At 44.1% G+C, this 20644-nt stretch carries 9 protein-coding genes; all 9 read left to right on the forward strand.

Translation table 11 applies throughout. The features are described from left to right. Positions 1 to 157 precede the first annotated feature (157 nt). The 9 genes from NBH14_RS07820 (at position 158) to NBH14_RS07860 (ending at position 20578) form a co-directional block, all read left to right on the forward strand. Positions 158 to 4243: a hybrid sensor histidine kinase/response regulator transcription factor gene (locus NBH14_RS07820; protein WP_186961297.1), complete on the forward strand. Its 4086-nt coding sequence runs from the start codon at positions 158 to 160 to the stop codon at positions 4241 to 4243. Positions 4244 to 4367: 124 nt separating this feature from the next. Further along, positions 4368 to 5531 (forward strand): glycoside hydrolase family 88/105 protein, encoded by a 1164-nt coding sequence (locus NBH14_RS07825; protein ID WP_186961296.1) that lies wholly within the window; start codon positions 4368 to 4370, stop codon positions 5529 to 5531. Between the two features lie 148 nt (positions 5532 to 5679). Further along, positions 5680 to 8760 carry a SusC/RagA family TonB-linked outer membrane protein gene (locus tag NBH14_RS07830; protein WP_186961295.1) on the forward strand — a complete coding sequence of 1027 codons (3081 nt, stop codon included), beginning with the start codon at positions 5680 to 5682 and terminating at the stop codon, positions 8758 to 8760. Between the two features lie 19 nt (positions 8761 to 8779). Continuing rightward, positions 8780 to 10384 carry a RagB/SusD family nutrient uptake outer membrane protein gene (locus NBH14_RS07835; RefSeq protein ID WP_186961294.1) on the forward strand — a complete coding sequence of 535 codons (1605 nt, stop codon included), beginning with the start codon at positions 8780 to 8782 and terminating at the stop codon, positions 10382 to 10384. Positions 10385 to 10455: 71 nt separating this feature from the next. Next, complete coding sequence (locus NBH14_RS07840; RefSeq protein ID WP_186961293.1) at positions 10456 to 12723, forward strand: IolE/MocC family protein; 2268 nt, start codon at positions 10456 to 10458, stop codon at positions 12721 to 12723. Between the two features lie 146 nt (positions 12724 to 12869). Beyond that, the gene (locus NBH14_RS07845) at positions 12870 to 15287 is read left to right on the forward strand and encodes a glycoside hydrolase family 3 C-terminal domain-containing protein (RefSeq protein WP_186961292.1); all 2418 of its coding nucleotides are present in this window, start codon (positions 12870 to 12872) and stop codon (positions 15285 to 15287) included. Next, positions 15277 to 15723 carry a hypothetical protein gene (locus NBH14_RS07850; RefSeq protein WP_186961291.1) on the forward strand — a complete coding sequence of 149 codons (447 nt, stop codon included), beginning with the start codon at positions 15277 to 15279 and terminating at the stop codon, positions 15721 to 15723. The genes NBH14_RS07845 and NBH14_RS07850 overlap by 11 nt, the downstream gene beginning before the upstream one ends. A gap of 308 nt (positions 15724 to 16031) precedes the next feature. After that, complete coding sequence (locus NBH14_RS07855) at positions 16032 to 16454, forward strand: HU family DNA-binding protein (RefSeq protein ID WP_007652569.1); 423 nt, start codon at positions 16032 to 16034, stop codon at positions 16452 to 16454. A gap of 74 nt (positions 16455 to 16528) precedes the next feature. Next, complete coding sequence (locus NBH14_RS07860) at positions 16529 to 20578, forward strand: hybrid sensor histidine kinase/response regulator transcription factor (RefSeq protein WP_186961290.1); 4050 nt, start codon at positions 16529 to 16531, stop codon at positions 20576 to 20578. Positions 20579 to 20644 lie beyond the last annotated feature (66 nt).

The raw sequence follows: 20644 nt of genomic DNA on the forward strand, positions 1-20644 counted from the left end.
TAATTGAATGAATTGCAAATATACCCCGGCATTCTTTTTTTCAGTAATAAAATCATCTCATTACCGATTAAGATTGTCTCTATTTCGGCAAATACACCTTTATTTATTACCTTTGTAAATATAAAAACAATCAGTTTTTAAACCACATGTTGAAAATATGGCGAAAATACAAAAACAGATACTTATATATATAATTTTATTGATTCATTGCTTTTCCGGATATGCAGAAAACGAAAATCCTTTCTTTTTTTCCCATCTCGGAGTTGAAGACGGGCTTTCGCAGGTATCTATTCTCAGTATATTTCAGGATTCGGAAGGATACATATGGTTCGGGACACGTAACGGAGCAAACCGTTACGATGGTTATGAATTTAAAGTATACCAGAACGAAGTAAATAACCCGGCATCGATCAGTGACAATTATATCCGTAAAATAAGTGAAGACAAAAACAAAAATATATGGATAGGGACTTCCAACGGAGTCAATTGCATCGATTACAAGACACAGCAGATTTCCCGCTTCTATCCGCAGGCCATCAATCCACAGATAACAACGAATGCTGTCAATAACTTTCTCCGCCATGCAGACGGTGAGTTATATGCTTTCACCACACGGAGCATATTAAAATGCAATTCTGACAAAACGGTAGAGGAAATGCCCTATCTGACAGAAATGGAATCACCGATCCATTCTATTGCACAAGATAATGCCGGAGATATTTTCATCGGAACAGAAGATAAAGGACTGTACATTTTCACTTCCGGCTGGAAGCTGAAGAAACATTATTTACCGGACAGTTCTAATAATCAGCAAACATTACCCATCAGTACAATATCGGCCTTATTACCGGGTCCCGGTAATACTGTTTTCATTGGTACCAATGAAAACGGATTGTGCCTCTACAATAAAAAGGAGCAAACTTTCACCCGTTTAAACACGGATAATTCGGGGTTAAACAATAATTCAGTCCGCCATCTCACCGTATTAAGCAAGGACTCTATCTTAATTGGGACTTTCAGAGGACTGAATATACTGAACACCCAAAACATGATTATCACTCCGATCAATATGGATATGAAGGCAAAAGGAGCACTCAGCCATTATTCCATCCATAGCATGCTGATCGACCGTGACCAGACATTATGGGTAGGGACCTACTCGGCCGGAGTCAATTATCACAGTCCCTTTTACAGGCCTGCTTCCTTTATCACCACCAACTCTTTTGCCGGTATTATTGGACAAGGACGAGAAGACAGCAACGGAAATATGTGGTTCGCAACGGAAGGAGCCGGATTACTTTACTATAATCCGCGCACCGAAGAACAAAAACTCTACCCTATCAAGCCTTTACAGGCCGGAAATTATGAAATAAATATCCTTAAATCCATATTGATACAAGGAGATTCCATTCTATGTTCCACCCACTTCGGCTCGGTCTATCTCTTTTCCATCCGGGACAAACAGTACAAAAAAATACATGATTATAAATATAATGACATCAATACATTATATATAGACAGCAAACAACGGCTGTGGATACCGACCAACACCCCTGATCAAACCGTCATGGCCGATAAAGAAAAAACAACGAGTTATTTTAATGTAAACGGTCATAAAAAACAATTCAGGGGAATGTGCCTGATTAAAGAACTGGAACCGGACGTTTTCTTATTCGGAGCAATATCCGACAGTGTTTTTGTGTACGACATGAACAAGGAAACGGCTACCGACCTTACCTCCCTGCTCCAGAACGGCGATAAGAGAAAACGGCTGGGAAGTATATCGGGAGCCTTGAAAGATGACAACCAATTCATTTGGATAGCCACTACGAAAGGAGGTCTGTTCCGCCTCGACAGCAACCTGAATCTGATACAAAACTACCAGAAAGAAAACGGGTTATCAGAAAGTTACATCAATTCACTTTCGATCGATAAAAACGGAGATATATGGGTCGTTACCGGTAAAGAATTATATAAGTTGAACCGCCCTGAAAACAAATTCGAGCTGGTAAAACCGGTCGACAGCCCGACACAGGAATACTCATTATATGCAAACAATTGTGTATCAAACGACGGTACCCTCTATTTCCCGGGGAACCAGGGTACCCTGGCCATCAACCCGCAAAAAGTAATAACAAATCCGAACAGACCTCCTGTCTATGTCACCTCACTACTGATAAACAGCCAGGAAGACCCAGAAGGCCTGCCGACTTACCAGGAGTTATTGCCTTTGCAATATAATAACAACATCACGTTAAAAGCCAGCCAGGGTAATATCACCATCCGCTATTCAGCCCTCAACTTTATCCACTCCGAAGACAACTCATATGCTTATATGATGGAAGGGGCCGACCATAACTGGCATAATATCGGTAACCGCCGGGAGGCTTACTATAGTAATCTGTCACCCGGTAAATATACCTTCCGCGTAAAAGCGGCAAATAACGACGGCGTCTGGAATCCGGAAGAAGCGGTATTACATATTACCGTAAACCCTCCTTTTTACAAAACATGGTGGGCTTATTCACTCTACCTGTGTATCTTATCGTTAATTATTACGCTAATTATCCGTTGGCAACATCGTAAACACGAACGGGAACGGGAGGAAAAATACAGACAACTGGAACAGGAACGAATGAACGAACTGCATGAAGAACGCATGCGGATGTTCACCAACTTTTCCCATGAGTTAAGAACTCCCCTCACATTAATCATCAATCCGCTGAACGATCTTCTCCAACGGGTAACTTTCTCACCCGAAGTAAAAGACGCTCTGCAACTAATTAAAAAAAATACGGGCCGGATGCTGCTGTTGGTAAATAACCTGATGGATATCCAGAAATATGAGGCCGGCAAGACGATCCTTCAAAAGACCCGGTTTAATTTCTCTGCCTTTATGAACGAAATGTATTGTTCATTCGAAAGTATGGCAACCAACCGGGAAATCACTTTCAGATTAGAAAACAAGTTACCGGAATCATTCTTTACCTGCTATGACGAAGCAGAAATCGAAAAAGTCTTTTTCAACCTGTTGTCCAACGCTTTCAAATTCACTCCTTCCGGAGGGCAGATTACCATCACGATCCGACAGATAGCACAAAATGACTGCGAAGGCTTACCGGTTTTTCCTGAAGACGAAGCATCGATACTAATTGAAAACAGTTATCTTTTCATCGAAATTACGGATACCGGAAAAGGATTCAATCAAAAAGATGCAGAAAAAATATTCGAACCGTTTTACCGGGCGAAAGGAGATATTTATAAGCAAGTCTCCGGCACCGGTATCGGACTCAGTCTAACCCGTTCCATCGTCCAGCAACACCAGGGATGTATCTGGGCGGAAAGCATCGAAGGAGAAGGAACTCATTTCATGATACTCTTGCCGGATACGGAAAAACAGAAAGTGCAGACAGACGAAGTCCCTGCATCACGCCCATCGGAAATCAGTAAAAAGGTAGCTTTGCTGGTTGAAGAAACGGAAACCCGCAATAAACAAATCATATTGTTGGTAGACGACAACCAGGAAGTACTGGAATATCTAGAACAACAACTCCAGCACGATTACATTGTCATGAAAGCTATCAACGGCAAAGACGCCCTTGAACAGATAGACAAGACTTATCCTCATATCGTTATCAGCGATGTCATGATGCCGGAAATGAACGGACTGGAGCTATGCCGGAGGATCAAAGAAGATCAGAACTTCTGCCATATCCCGGTAATCTTATTAACAGCCAAGTCGATGGTTTCTCAAATCGAAGAAGGACTGGAGGCCGGTGCGGACGACTATATCGTCAAACCGTTCCATGTCTCCTTGCTGAAAGCCCGTATAAAGAACATCCTCTCACTCCGGGAGAAAATGAAGAATCTATACGGAGAATCTTTGACTTTAAAACAGCTCGGTGTAGAAAAGCCGGAAGAAGACAACGACTTCCTCAACCGGTATATAGAAATCGTAAAAGCCAATATATCCAATCAGGAACTGGACGTCTCCGTCATCTACCAGGCGCTGGGTATGAGCCGGGCAAACTTTTACCGGAAGGTAAAAGCCGTTACAGGCTTATCTCCTATCGAACTTATCAAGAACATACGCCTGGAAGCCGGAGCCAAACTACTTAAAGAATCGAACATGAATGTTTCTGAAGTAGCCCAGCATATCGGCTTCAGCAGCCGTTCTTATTTCGCCCGGAGCTTCAAAGCGGTATACGGAATGTCGCCTACCGAATACCAGGAAAGTAAATAAAACGGCATAGTAATTCTGCTTATCAGCAGCCTGAGACATTTATACTCTCTTTTGGGATAATTGTACTTATCCGGAAACAGGTTCTTTTATTCTTTTGGCGTTGTTAATTTTAATAGAAGAACCTATGTATTCAATGTCATTAAAACACATGGCTGCCCTGGCTAGTCTCAGCGCCGCCACTTTGTTGCCCGGAAATCTGATCGCACAACCGGCACCCGTTCCCTTTACAGAACAAAACACGGCTACGCCAGACAAGCAGGAAATCCTCTCCATTGCCCGGAAGGTGGCCGACTGGCAGATCAAGGAGTTCCCTAATAACAAATATGCCGTCAAAGAGCCGAAAGGCTGGATAGCAGGTGCCCTTTATATGGGAATGTTCGACTGGGCGGAACTCAGCGGTGACAACCAGTATTTCGACTGGCTGAAAAAAGTATTCAACCGCCAGCACTGGCAGGTAGCCGACCGTATGTACCATGCCGATGATGTTTGTGTTTCGCAAACTTATATCGATATGTATAATAAGTATAAGGAAGAGAAAATGCTCCTTCCCACTACGGCACGTATCGACTGGGTAATCAACAACCCGTCCAATGGCGGTCTGGATATTGACTATAGCAAACCGCTTTCCTACGAAAGATGGTCATGGTGCGACGCCCTATTTATGGCTCCGGCTGTCTATACCCGGCTGTACACACTCACCGGAAATAAAAAATACATGCTATTTGCCGACGCTGAATTCAAAGCGACCTACAACCATCTGTATGATACCGACGACAAACTATTCTTCCGCGACAGCCGTTATTTCGGCCAGCAGGAAGCCAACGGGAAAAAGGTATTCTGGGGACGCGGTAACGGTTGGGTTATCGGCGGACTGGCTGAAATATTAAAAACACTTCCGGCCGAAGATACCGAATACCGTCCTTTCTATCTCCAATTATTCAAGGAGTTAAGCGAAAGCCTCGCCAATCTGCAAAACAAAGACGGTTTCTGGCACGCCAGCCTCCTCGACCCGGACAGCTATCCTTCACCCGAAACAAGCGCCACCGGATTTATCGTTTACGGACTGGCTTACGGTGTCAACCAGGGATACCTCCCGGCCGACAAATACCTTCCGGTTATTCAAAAAGGATGGAATGCACTCGTTTCTGCGGTTGAACCGGACGGCAAACTGGGTTGGGTACAACCGGTCGGAGCCGACCCGCGAAAAGTGACCCGCGAGATGACGGAACTATACGGAACCGGAGCTTTCCTGATGGCTGCCTGCGAGATGTATAAATTTAACAAATAAAACCATGCGAAATACATGTTTTTTAGCTTATTGAGACAAAAATACACCCTTTTGGGACGTTTTTGCCCACACACCAAACCTGCTTTTTATTCTTTTGACAAAAAATTAGTGACACAACTTTATTTTTATTACTTAAATTATTACGAGTATGAACAAATCTTACAACGCCCTCCCTCCTCAAAAGAGGAAGGCAGCAGGGAGAAAGAACAGATTTCTTTCTTTGTTAATCATTCTTCTTACATCTTTATCCGTGCAAGTATTTGCACAAGATGTCAGAATAACTGGTACTGTTATTGGAGAAACCGACAAATTTCCGATTATCGGAGCAAACGTATTGGTAAAAGGTACTACTATCGGTACCATTACTGATGTAGATGGTAATTTCTCTCTTGATGCGCCTCAAAACGCAACCCTGGTAATTTCTTACATCGGTTGTCAGACGCAAGAGATTAAAGTAGCGGGAGCTAAAACATTGAACATTGTTATGAAAGATGATGCTATTGGTCTGGAAGATGTTGTTGTTATCGGTTACGGTTCACAGAAAAAGTCTGACCTTACCGGAGGTATTGTTGCCATAGGAGAAGAAAAACTCCAGATGGTAACAACCAACAACCTGTTGGACAAACTTGCCGGACAGGTAGCAGGTCTGAACATCACGACAAGTAAAGCCAGTCCGACTGAAGACCAGACACTGCGTGTTCGTGGTGAAAACTCGCTGACTGCCGACAACGCTCCGTTGGTTGTATTGGACGGTATCCCTTACAGCGGTTCGCTGGGTGACATCGACCCGAACATCATTGAAAACATGTCTGTCCTGAAAGATGCCTCTTCGGCAGCTATCTACGGTTCACGTGGTTCTAACGGTGTTATCCTGATCCAGACTAAAAAAGGGAAGAAAGGCGCCGCCTCTGTTTCCTACAAAGGTCAGATCGGTTTCTCACAGCCGGAACGTCATATCAATATGATGAACGGTACGGATTACATCAAGTATCTGCAAGCGCAGTATGCAGTATGGAAAGGCATTGAAAACCCGACTGTCGATGACGTATTAAGAGCGATTGAAAAAGAAAACTACCAGAATGGCATAGAAACGGACTGGCAGGACATGATCTTCCGTACAGCACTGACCAACAGCCATCAGATCAGCATTTCCGGAGGTACGGATGCAACGACTTATATGGCATCTATCTCCCGCCTGAATCAGGAAGGAGTTGTTAAAGATACCGGCGTTAAACGTACGAACATCTCCCTGAATATCACCCAAAAGTTAGGCTCCTGGTTGACTATCGGTATGGGAACGCAGGCTGTCCAAAAGGAATATGGCGGCATACAAGCCAGTATCAGCGACGCGATGCTCCAGTCTCCCTACGGAAAAATGTATAACACCGACGGTTCTCTGCGCGACTATCCGATGGATGAAACATTACACCCGAACCCGTTCGCCAATGCGAATGCGACCAGCGACAAAACATCGCGTAACATTTTCATCTCCACATTTGCAGATGCCATGCTACCGGTGAAAGGCTTGTCTTTCCGCACCAACTTCGGTTATAACTACCGTTCTAAATTCGAAGGTGAATACTATGGACGTAATACACTGACAGGACGTGCCCAGAACGGTTCGGCTAAAATTGTAAACGAACATTATTGGGATTACACCTGGGAAAACCTGTTGAAATACAACCGTGAGTTCGGCTTGCATAAAATCGATGCGACAGCCCTGTTCAGCTTGCAACAGACCAACCTGCAAAAGTCGGAACAATCCGGTACCAGTTTCGTTAACGACGATTCGGAATATCATAACATGGCCGGTGCAGAAGAGAACAAGACGCTGAAATCGGAACTGACCGAGACAGCGATGTTATCTTATATGTTACGTGTCAACTACAACTATGCCAACAAATATTTACTGACAGTTACCGGCCGTTCCGACGGTTACTCGGCTTTTGGCGAAAACAATAAATATGCTTTCTTCCCGTCGGTAGCAGCAGCCTGGAATATTTCGCAGGAAAGTTTCATGGAAAGTACTGCCGATGTATTGAGCATGTTAAAACTTCGTCTGTCATGGGGATCCAACGGTAACCAGGCAATCAAGGCTTACCAGACACTGGACCGCCTATCGCTGACAACCTACCTCTACGGAGATAAGGGTACGGCTGTGAACGGAGCTTTCCTGCCTTACGACGGCGTAGGTAACCCGAACCTGAAATGGGAAACAACCCGTACTGTCAATGCCGGTATCGACTTCAGTTTCCTGAACAACCGCCTGTCCGGTAACATCGACTTCTATGTTTCCAACACATCCGACCTGTTGATGAAACGTACCGTGCCTATCATGAACGGTTACAACTCCATCATGGACAACGTGGGTAAAACCCGCAACAAAGGGGTTGAAATCACATTGAACTCGGTAAATGTAGAAACAAAAGACTTCCGCTGGGGATCGACTTTCAACTTCGCACTGAATCGTGACAAGATTGTCGAACTGCGTGGTGACGGCAATGACGACCTGACCAATAAATGGTTTATCGGCGAACCGGTAAAAGTTCATTACGACTACAACGTAATGGGTACCTGGCAGGAAAACGACCGTTTCGAGTTGAACGGCCATACAATTGCCTGGGATGCTGCACAGAAGAAATACCTGAATGAAGATGGCGAAGAATATCAGAAAGGAGCAGCTCCGGGTTCAGCTAAACTGGAAGACCGGGACGGCGACGGCAAAATCACGGCAAAGGATAAAATGATTATCGGTTCGAAACTGCCTAGCTTCACGATGTCTTTGGGTAATACTATCAACTACAAGGATTTCACATTCTCGTTCCTGTTTAACGGCGTATTCGGCGTAACGAAGGAAATGCAGGATTACAACTTTGAACGTTGGTCCCTGGGATACAACTATATCGACGGTATGGACTACTGGACTCCGGAAAATCCGACCAACGAAATGACCTCACCGGGTTATGTGCCTTACGATAAACATACATTCTATAAAAAGATGAATTATGTTCAGTTGAAAAACATCACATTAGGTTACAATATCCCGCAATCCCTGTTGAGCAAGGCTGGTATCGCCGCACTGAATATAAATGCAAGTATAAATAATGTATGCACATTCAGCAACGTGAAGAACGCATTGAACTTCGACGGTACGGATACGAATGCCAACATCATTTACACCTATCCGACTGCCCGTTCATACATGTTAGGTTTAAATCTTACTTTCTAATCATTAAATGAATACAGATATGAAAAATATATTGAAAGTTGCCGCAGCAACACTTGTATTACTTTCAGGAACATCCTGTTCCGATTTTTTAGATGAAGATCTAAAAAAAGAATTAGCTCCGGATAACACATACACCAGCACATACGGCTTTCAGGTGGGTGTTAACGGACTCTACGGCTGGGCCCGTTCCGAGTTCAATACATGGGGAGGCGGAACCGCATCCCTGGGCCAGGCTTGTCCTTACGAAGCGTTCCAGGTAGCAACCGATATTGTCTATACCGGTCATAAAGACGGATCTTTGCTTCCGTTCGAAAACCTGTCTTACACCTCTTCTACGACGTTCGTCGAAAACTACTGGAAATGGTCGTACGGCCTGATCGCTAACGTAAACGAGTTGCTGACCTACGCTGACAAGAACGAGAACTGGAATGCCCCCACCGATAAGGTCGGTTTCCAGGCGGAAGCCCGTTTCTTCCGTGCATATGCTTATCGCTATCTGGTGTACCTCTATGGAGATGTACCTTATGTAGAAACGATCGAAGGACAATTCCGTATCGATTTTACCCGGACCCCGAAAGCAGAAGTGCTCGGACATATTATCGACGACCTGAAGTTCGCTGCTGAGAACCTGCCGGAAAATCCGGATAATGTGGAAGCGGGTAAACTGACCAAATGGCCGGCTCTCCATCTGCTTTCGGAAATGTATCTGCTGGCCGGAGAATACGCCAAGGCGGAAGAAGCTGCCCAACAGGTGATCAACTCCGGTTATTTCCAGTTGATGACTACACGTTTCGGTGCACAGAAAGACCTGCCGGGCGACCCGTTCTCCGATATGTTCACCGAATACAATCAGAACCGTACTTCGGGAAACAAGGAATCTATCTGGGTGATGCAGTTGGAATACAACACGACCGGCGGTGGCGGTAAATACGAAGACTGGACAAAACGTGCATGGGTTCCCAAATACTGGAACGAAACAGGTTTCACATTATGTGACTCATTGGGTGGACGTGGTCTGGCACAGATCGTTCCATTCAAATGGTGGATCGATGATGAAGGTTTTTATCCGGTAAATGATATTCGTAATTCAAAATATAATATCAAAAGACACTGGTATTATAACAACCCGGAAACACCGGAATTGCTGGGCAAGGAAGCGCCTATTACGGAAAGTACGTGGTCAAAATGTACCATTTATCCGGTTATCACGAAGTTCTTCTACGGAAAGACCGATGACAGCCCGAGTTATGAAGGAAACAACAAAGACCGTATGAAATTCCGTCTGGCAGAAACTTATCTGTTGCTGGCCGAAGCCCGTATCCGTCAAAACAATTCCGGCGGTGCTGCCGAAGCGATCAACGTAGTCCGCAAACGTGCCGGAGCACCGGACATCACAGCATCACAAGCAACAATGGACTTCCTGCTGGATGAACGCATCCGTGAATTGGTTGGCGAAGAATTGCGCCGTCTGACATTGGTTCGTACCGGTAAACTGGTAGAGCGTACAAGAAAGTACAACTCTTACAGCAACCAAATAGACGAACACCATGCATTATGGCCGATTCCGCAGACAATCATCGACTCCAATACAGGAGCTGATTTTCCACAGAACACTGGTTATTAATCTATATACCGATAAGGGACATTTACGGACAATGTACTTGTCCCTTATCATTTATTAAAACTTATTTTATCATGAAACATCTTCTAGTATTTCTATTTCTTCTCTCTACATTCAGTTTATCCGCCCAGGATTGGCTAATAGACGGTTCCCCTTACAAATCGACAGCACAAACAACCCATGAAGGGAAACGTCTCGAATTAACGAACGGCCTCCTTCGCCGTACATTCCTGCTTGCCCCCAATGCAGCGACCATCGCCCTTGACAACCTGATGACCGGGCAAAACGAGCTGCGTGCCGTCCGTCCCGAAGCCTTACTTGTCATCAACGGAAAAGAATATCCTGTCGGAGGCCTGACCGGACAGCCGGTCAATAACTTCCTGACAGAAGAATTTATCAACAATATGCAGGCTTGCGATTCAGCATTCATGTTGGTTAATTATCAGATAAGCGAAAGTAAAGAACGCTTCCCCTGGAAACCCAACAGCCAATGGATATCCAACTTATACCCCTGGCCTGCCCCGGGAAAACGGATCACCTTCAATTACCAGGCTCCGGCAACTGCCCCTCAGGAATGTAAAGACCTAAAAATACGTGTCATTTATGAACTGTACGACGGTGCCCCTATCCTGGCCAAATGGATCGAGATCGACAATAAAGGAACAATGCCTGTTACACTCGATTCTTTCAAGTCAGAAATACTTGCTTTGGTCGAAACGGCTCCGAAAGTACATTACGGCGAACCGCATGAAGTCCGCATGATGGCGCAGGAAGCAGGCGCTTACACAAAAGATTTCCGTAAACAACCCGTGCAGACCGATGCGCCGCGCGATTATATCGACCGCTTCACCCAACTGTTCGTCGTAACCGACTATGCCATGGGCGGCGATATGGAAGCGATGAAAGACAATCCTGCTGTCCGTTGGGTATTCGATCATCCGGAATACGAATTTACCGGTATCCGCTATTATGGTCAATATAAGCCGGCACGTCTGGAAGTCACTCCCCTACTCGGTCCCGGCTTGGAAATCAAACCCGGCGACACCTTTGAATCCTGCACTGCTTTCGAAATGCTGCGTGATGCCAGCGACCGGGAACGACGCGGACTGGCTGAATGTAAATTCTGGCGTATGATGGCTCCCTGGACACAGGAGAACCCTATCTTCATGCACGTCCGCCAATCGGACAGCGAAGCGGTGAAGCAAGCCATCGACCAATGTGCCGCTGTTGGTTTCGAAATGGTCATTATGACCTTCGGTAGCGGATTTAAAATCGAAAATGACTCAGCCGCCTATCTGCAACGAATGAAAGAACTTAGCGACTACGCTGCCGGGAAAGGTATTGCCATCGGCGGTTATTCCCTCCTGGCAAGCCGCGGAGCGAAAGAACAAGATGCCGCAATCAGTCATAAAACCGGAAAACCGGCCAAAACACGCGAAGAAGGCAGCCGCTTTGGCGTATCTCCCTGTATCGCATCCGATTGGGGAGACACCTACTTCCGTAAATTACAGAACTTCTTCACCACCACCGGAATGAATGTCTTCGAAAACGACGGTTCATATCCCGGCGACCCTTGCGCCTCCACTTCACACAGCGGCCACAAAGGCTATCTCGACTCCCAGTGGCAACAGTGGAAGAAAATCAACCAATTCTATCGCTGGTGTCGGGCAAACGGTGTTTACCTGAACGTCCCCGACTGGTATTTCCTGAGCGGCTCCAATAAAACGCCGATGGGATATGTAGAGACCAACTGGTCGCTGCCCCGCGCTTATCAGGAAATTATCGAACGACAGAATATCTATGACGGAACCTGGCAGAAAACGCCCAGCATGGGTTTCATGTTCGTTCCCCTCACCCAATATCACGGAGGAGGCGAAGCGGCCACAATCGAACCGTTGAACGAGCACCTCGACCATTACGAAACGCGTCTACGGAACCTCTTCGGGGCCGGTGTACAAGCCTGTTACCGTGGTCCGCGCCTCTATGATACGGAAGCGACCAAAGAACTGGTCAACCAATGGGTTGCTTTCTATAAAAAATACCGTCAGATACTCGATTCCGATATTATCCACCTGCGCCGTCCCGACGGACAGGACTGGGACGGTATCATGCACGTAAATCCTTCATTGAAACAGAAAGGATTCATCTCGGTATATAACCCGTTGGATATTCCCATCCGCAAAGAGATCAAAATACCTCTCTATTACACCGGACTAACCGACAAAGTGACTGTAAAGGAACAGGATCAGAATGTACAGGTATATGTATTGGAACGTGACTATTCCGTTACAATCCCCATCACAATACCGGCAAAAGGATACAATTGGTATGTTATTGAATAGGTTTTGCATATAATTTGCATATAATTTGCATATAATTTGCATATAATTTGCATATAATTTGCATATAATTTGCATATAATTTGCATATAATTTGCATATAATTTGCATATAATTTGCATATAATTTGCATATATAATAGAATAATCATGAATATAAACAACACATTAACCAGGCAACTGCTTTTTTGCCTGTCATTCGGACTGCTCCCTTTGCTGAATGCAAACACAAGCAGTTTACAAGCATCAAAGCCTGATACCCCCAAAAATCAGAAGAAAATATATCAGAAAGGTTGGATTGATTTCAACAAAAACGGAAAGAAGGATATATATGAAGATCCTTCGCTACCTATTGACAAACGGGTGGAAGATCTTCTTAAACAAATGACAATCGAGGAAAAGACCTGTCAGCTGGGAACGATCTATGGATACGGAGCCGTCCTTAAAGATACACTGCCTACCGATGAATGGAAAACCCGTATCTGGAAAGACGGTATCGGTAATATCGACGAGCACCTCAACGGAGAATGGAAACGCACCTCCCTTGACTTTCCTTACTCCAACCACGCTGAAGCAATGAACAAAGTACAGGCCTTCTTCGTAGAAGAGACACGCCTGGGTATTCCCGCCGACCTGACAAACGAAGGTATACGCGGACTGAAACATGAAAAGTCCACCTTCTTCCCCGCCCAGATCGGACAGGGTTGTACCTGGGATAAAGAACTTATCTACGAAATCGGACGCATTACCGGTGAAGAAGCCAAAGCATTGGGATATACCAACGTCTATTCCCCTATCCTCGACCTGTCCCGCGATCCCCGCTGGGGACGTACCGTAGAAAGTTACGGCGAAGACTCTTACCTGGCAGGAGAATTAGGACGCCAGCAAGTATTGGGTATCCAAAGCAACCGGGTTGTTTCAACACCGAAACACTTTGCTATCTACGGCATACCGGGCGGTGGTCGCGACTGCTACTCACGAACCGATCCTCATGCCTCTCCGCAGGAAGTACACGAACTGCATCTGGAACCGTTCCGCATCGCTTTCCAGGAGGCAGGTGCTTTAGGAACGATGTGTTCACATAACGATTATAACGGGACTCCGGTCAGCGCCAGCCACTATCTGATGACTGAACTGTTGCGTAACCAATGGGGGTTCAAAGGCTATGTCGTTTCCGACAGTTGGGCAATCGACAAAAACGTAAAATTCTACCATATCGTAGATACCGAAGAAGAAGCGGTTGCCAGTGAACTGAACGCCGGATTGAACGTCCGCACCTTCTTTGAGCAATCGGAAGTATTCATCGAAGCGTTGAGAAGGGCTTTACAAAAAGGACTGGTAGAAGAAAGTACCCTGGATCAGCGCGTCCGTGAAGTACTCTATGTAAAATTCTGGTTAGGGCTTTTCGACGAGCCGTATGTAAAAGACACCAAACTTGCCGATAAGATCGTAAACAGCGACAAGAACCGGGAAGTGTCTCTGCGTGCCGCCCGCGAATCCATCGTTCTTTTGAAAAATGAGAACAACACCCTCCCGCTGTCGAAAACCCTCAAAAACATTGCAGTAATCGGTCCGCAAGCAGACGAAGTCAAATCACTAACTTCTCGCTACGGTTCTCATAATCCGAATGTGATAACCGGCCTGCAAGGTCTGAAAAACCTGCTGGGAGAAAATGTAAACCTGATGTATGCCAAGGGGTGTAATGTCAGGGATAAAAATTTTCCGCAAAGTGATGTGATGTACTTCGAACTGAGCGATAAGGAAAAAGAAGAAATCGACGAAGCTGTAGAGGTTGCTAAAAAAGCCGAAGTTGCTATTATATATGTAGGAGACGATTTCCGTACGATCGGTGAATCCAGAAGCCGTGTGAACCTGGATTTATCAGGCAGACAAAAAGAACTGGTCCGCGCCGTACAAGCCACCGGAACTCCGGTCGTACTGGTACTGTTCAACGGACGTCCGGTTACACTGAACTGGGAAGATGCCAACCTGCCGGCCATCGTCGAAGCCTGGTATCCGGGAGAATTTTCCGGTCAGGCCGTAGCCGAAGTATTATTCGGTGATTATAACCCCGGCGGTAAACTATCCACGACTTTCCCAAAGTCAGTCGGACAAATCCCCTGGGCCTTCCCTTTCAAACCGAATGCCACCGGCAAAGGCTTTGCCCGCGTAGACGGCGAACTCTATCCGTTCGGTTACGGACTGAGTTATACCACTTTCGAAATCAGCGACCTTCAACCGTCTGCCACAAAAATCGCGGACGGAGACACTCTGACCGTTACTTGTAAAGTGAAAAATACAGGTTCGCTAAAAGGGGATGAAGTCGTGCAGCTTTATCTGAATGACGAGACATCTTCCATCTCCCGTTTTGAAAAAGAGTTATGCGGCTTTGAACGTGTCGCACTGGAACCGGGTGAAGAAAAAACGGTTACATTCAAAGTGAACCGCCGTGCTTACGGTATGTATAATGATAAGAATGAGTTTGTGGTAGAGCCTGGAAAATTCTTCCTGTTTGCCGGAAACTCATCCAAGTCGACCCCTTTAAACGCAGAATTTTATGTGGAATAGATTACTTATAAGCCTGTTGCTGCTCTTGGGCAGCCAGGCTCTTTTCTCCCAAACGTGGCTGAATAAAACGGATAAGGATATTCTTCTTTACATCTCAGAAAATAAAGAACGTATAGAAGACAGCAAACAAACGGATACACTTTTCACCCTGACTTGCCAGGAGGAAGATGAGCTGGGCCGCTTATTCGAAGTATCCTATCGCTTCAATTTAGAAAAAAATGTATGCATATCCTACGAACGTCTGCTTCCAATCCATCGTTATTGGGCTGCAACGTTGCTGGAAGAGGCCTCCTTACAGGAAGCCGATGTCTCCGGAGAAGAAATCGACGTAGACGGAGAGACATTGAATACCCTCTATACCTTCGACGACTTCCGGATACAGATTTCATTAAAAAACGACCGATTATCCTTACTTTATACGCTACCAGATAAATAAATTCCAGGTAATCCCCTGTCTCTTCGTGCAGACAGGGGATTTTTATATCCAGCCGTTTATACTGAATATCTCACCTTTCATCCATTTTATCGTAACTATCTCTTGACAACGCCTCATTGATTTTGTATATTTGTTACAACCTCTTTTCATAAAGACCTAGGTGTAAATCAATTTAGAGGTACGTCTAAATCAATTTACACCTACCTCTAAATTTAATTAGACGTACCTCTGATTAAAAAATGATTGAGAGAATATCAGAGAAACATCACATTCAGTTTAAACAAAAATCGTATTAATAGTAAACCAATATGAGCATCATTTACAAACCAAGAAAGATGGTATGCACCATCCCCGGCAAAGAAAAAACAGGTTACTTTGCTGCAAAAGCGGTCTCTTCCACAATCGACCTGAACAATTTATGTTATCGCATCTCCAGTAACTGCACGATCACCTCTGCCGATGTCAAAGGAGTGATCGAAGCCCTCCTGACCCAGTTCGAACTGGAGCTACTAAGCGGCAAAAATATCAGGTTCGGAGATATCGGGACGTTCAGTGCCTCAATCACCAGCGATATTGTTGAAAATAAAGAAGATTTAAAACCTCAGAAGGTCCGTATTAAGACAGTCACGTTCCTCCCGTCTACCCGGTTGAAAAATAAACTGAAAACAAAAGCCCGGTTCATGCGGTTACGCGATTTTAATAGGAAATACAACGGAGTTGACGAGGAATAAATAAAAAATTACATATCTTTGTACCAGACAAATCAATGGTTTCGTGGATTTATTCCTAAAAAGGCCGGTGACATATGACGAAGAACACACTAGTATTATTTCTTTTATTTTTATTTCCATATCTATTCCAATCTGCCAACAGTAAAAATACTTCCCCTTATTTTTTTACACAGATTGGAGTAGAAGATGGATTAACACAGGGTACCGTTACCAATATCTATCAGGATACGGACGGATATTTGTGGTTAGGAACCCAGGGAGGATTACACCGATATGATGGATACGAGTTCAAGGTGTTCAAAAACAATCCGACCGACTCCTGCTCATTGACTGATAACAATGTACTCGATATCGGGGAAGATAAGAATAAAAATATCTGGGTGATTACAGATAACGGCGTTCATAAAATCACACATCAAACAGGGAAGATCAAAAGATATTATGTAAAAGAGACCCGATTCATGCATTGCTGCATGCTCAGTCAAAGCGGAGACTTTTTCCTTGCCGGAGAAAAATTCATCTATCAATACGATGAGCAAGGCGATTCACTTGTTTTTAAAGACTGGCTGTCATCCACCCCTATCGCTTCGAATATAAAAGGACTTCAGGAAGATGAAGAAGGAAATCTTTATATAGCAAGTTCATCAACCGGACTTGCTGTTCTAAACAAACAGAGGGAAGTCATACGTTTTTACCAACATGAACCGGAAAATCCGTCTTCGCTGATTAAAGGAGCAATCCGAGGATTATTCACTGACAGCCGGAAAAGGTTATGGATACTTTCCGAAACAGCCGGAATCTGCTATCTTGATAAAGAAAACGAACGGTTCGTCCATCTGAATACGGATAACTCAGCTTTAAGCAGCAATGTTGTCCGTGCAATAGCCGAAACCGATCCCAGCACCTTATTACTTGGAACCTTTTCCGGACTGAACAGGGTAGATATGCAGACATTAAAAGTCACTCCCTATAAATTCAATCCGGATGAACCCGGTACATTAAGCTATTATTCCATACACAGTCTCCTGAAAGATAATACAGGTGCATTATGGGTAGGAACCTGGAAGGGACTGAATTATTACAGCCCGGTCAGAACACAGTTTTACCGGATCACGCCCCGTGAATTTACCGGATTATTGGGAATGGGAAAAGAAGACAGTGACGGAAATATCTGGTTCGCAACCGAAGGAGCCGGACTTTTTTGCTATAATCCGAACACGCAAAGCCAACAATTTTATCCTAAAAAGTCTCCTTACAAAAACAATTATAATTCAAATATCTTTAAATCACTACTTATAAAAGGCGACAGCATTATCTGTGCTACGAATCAAGGATCCGTTTATCTGTTTTCACGTAAACGGAAAGATTATCGCTTACTTTATGATTACCAGCATGGAGACATTTATACTTTGCTGAATGACAGTAAAGGCAGACTATGGATTCCGACAAATGCCAAAACAGGATTAGTCCTTATCGATAAAGGAGAACAGATCAATCAGTTCAAGGTAGACGGGGAAAACAGAAAATTCTTCTTCGTCACAGCAATAAAAGAAATAGAGCCGGATATTTTTATTATGGGTACACTCAGCCAAGGGCTCTACAAATATGACATGCAGAAAGAAACGCTGAAAACGGTCTCTTCAGCGGAACTGAACCTACCCGAAAACGTGAAGCCGGGAACTGTCAGTACGATCCTGACCGATTCATTACAAAATATATGGGTTTCATTTTTTGGCTATGGCGTCTTTCGTTTTGACCGCGACCTCAATCTGATCAAACATTATACAGTTGAGGACGGTGTGGCAGACGGCTATATCTATTCAATGGTAAGCGACCGGAATCAATCTTTATGGGCATTATCCGAAAATGATTTATATTGTTATAATGCTGAAAAAGATTGCTTTGCTCCCATCCGTAACGAAAGCCACCGGGCATTGGAATTTACATTACATGCAGGAACGACCGACACAAAAGGTACTCTTTACTTTCCCGGAAATAAAGGCATATTATGTTTTAACCCGTCCCGGATGGAGAAAAACACTTATATCCCTCCCGTATATCTGACAAGCCTATCCATAAATAATAATCCGGTAGAATTAGGGGACACCCAATCCCTCCGGTTAAAAGCGGATGAAACCAATATAGCAATCGGATATACGGCTCCAGACTTTATCTCACCCAAACAAAATCAATACGCTTATCAAATGGAAGGGGTAGAAAAGGAGTGGAACTATGTAAGGGGCAGAAGGGTCGCTTATTATAGTAATCTGGCCCCTGGTACTTACAATTTCAAAGTAAAGGTCTCAAACAGTGAAAATTTGTGGAATCCACAGGAAGCTTCCCTAAGCATCACAGTCACCCCTCCCCTTTACAAAACATGGTGGGCTTACATATTGTATATCATCACAATAGGCACTATTATATGGAAGTTTATATACCATCAGAAAGTACGTCACGAACTGGAAAGCAGTATCCGCTTCAAACAGCTGGAACAAGAAAAAATGAAGGAATTACATGAGGAACGTATGAGATTATTTACCAACTTCTCACACGAACTACGCACTCCTTTAACGCTTATTATCAATCCGCTCGAGGATATGTTGCGCCATAGTTCCTTCTCAACGGAAGTAAAAAATACGCTACAACTGATGCGTAAAAACACGCAACGGTTACTCTTACTCGTTAATAATCTGATGGATGTACAAAAATATGATTCACAAAAAATGGTACTTCAAAAAGAGAAATTCGAGTTATCCGTGTTCGTTCAGGAGTTATATGAGTTATTCGTTCCGGTAGCAAAGAACAGGAATATCACTTTTACCCAGAAAAATGAATTGCCGGTAGATTACTATGTCTATTATGATCGTCAAGAGATTGAAAAAGTGCTATTTAACTTACTTTCAAACGCCTTTAAGTTCACCCCGGAAAAGGGAACAATTGAAATAAAATTATCTGTACTTTCAAGCGAAAATGACGTAGTTCGTGTGAAACTATGTCATTTTCAGCATCTCTCAGAAGACTACTATTTACACATACAAGTATCTGATAATGGGGAAGGTATCACATCTGAAGATATTGAAAAAATCTTCCAGCCATTCTACCGCTCTTCACAAGATTTACATCATCAGATTGCAGGTTCGGGTATCGGACTTAGTTTAGCACGTTTCATAGTAGAACAACATAGTGGAATAATCTGGGCGGAAAACATAGTACCAACCGGAACATGCATGCATGTTTTACTTCCTCTCCCCGAAAAACCAGTAAGTAATCCGGTCAAACAGACAGAATCCTCCCCCCTGATGAATGTACAGGAGTTTATTCCTTCCGAGAAAAAAGAAACTTCGGTTATCTCACAAACATTGCTTTTAGTAGAAGATAATAAAGATGTGCTGGATTATCTGGAAAAACAATTCGAAAATGAATATAAGGTGCTGAAAGCAGAAAATGGAAAAGAGGCGCTTGCACAGATAGCCATAAAAATACCCGAACTGATTGTCAGTGATGTCATGATGCCCGAAATGGACGGACTTGAACTGTGCCGTCGGATCAAGCAAAATACGCAAACAGCCCATATACCGGTCATTCTATTAACAGCCAAAACAATGCCCTCGCAAATCACCGAAGGATATAATGCCGGAGCTGACGATTATATCATAAAGCCATTCGATATAGGCCTATTGCAGGCACGTGTGCGGAATCTGCTGACTTCACGAATACAGATACGGAAAAAATATGAGAAAAAGATCGATCTGAATGAACTCGGTGTCAAAACATCTCCGCTTGACGAAGAGTTCCTGAAACAATATACGAATATTGTGAAAGCAAACTTCTCCAACCCGAAACTCGATATCGATATGATCTGCAAAGAAATCGGTATGAGTCGTGCAAACTTCTACCGAAAAGCGAAAACACTTACTTCCCTCTCTCCGGCTGAGATGATCAAAAACCTGCGTCTAGAAGCGGCAGCCCAGATGTTGCGTGAAACAGATTTAAGTGTCAGTGAAATTTTGGAAAAAGTAGCATTCAGCAGTAGCGGATATTTTGCCTCCTGCTTTAAACAAGTCTACGGAATGCCTCCAAAGGAATACAGAAAAGTTAATTCGACAGGAAAATCAACGAGTTGACACAAATCTTACCATCATTGATATGAAATTAACCTTTCATGTAGGATAATACGGACAATTTTGCCC

It is taken from the genome of Parabacteroides caecihominis (genome assembly GCF_023656785.1).
GTDB classification, from domain to species: domain Bacteria; phylum Bacteroidota; class Bacteroidia; order Bacteroidales; family Tannerellaceae; genus Parabacteroides; species Parabacteroides segnis.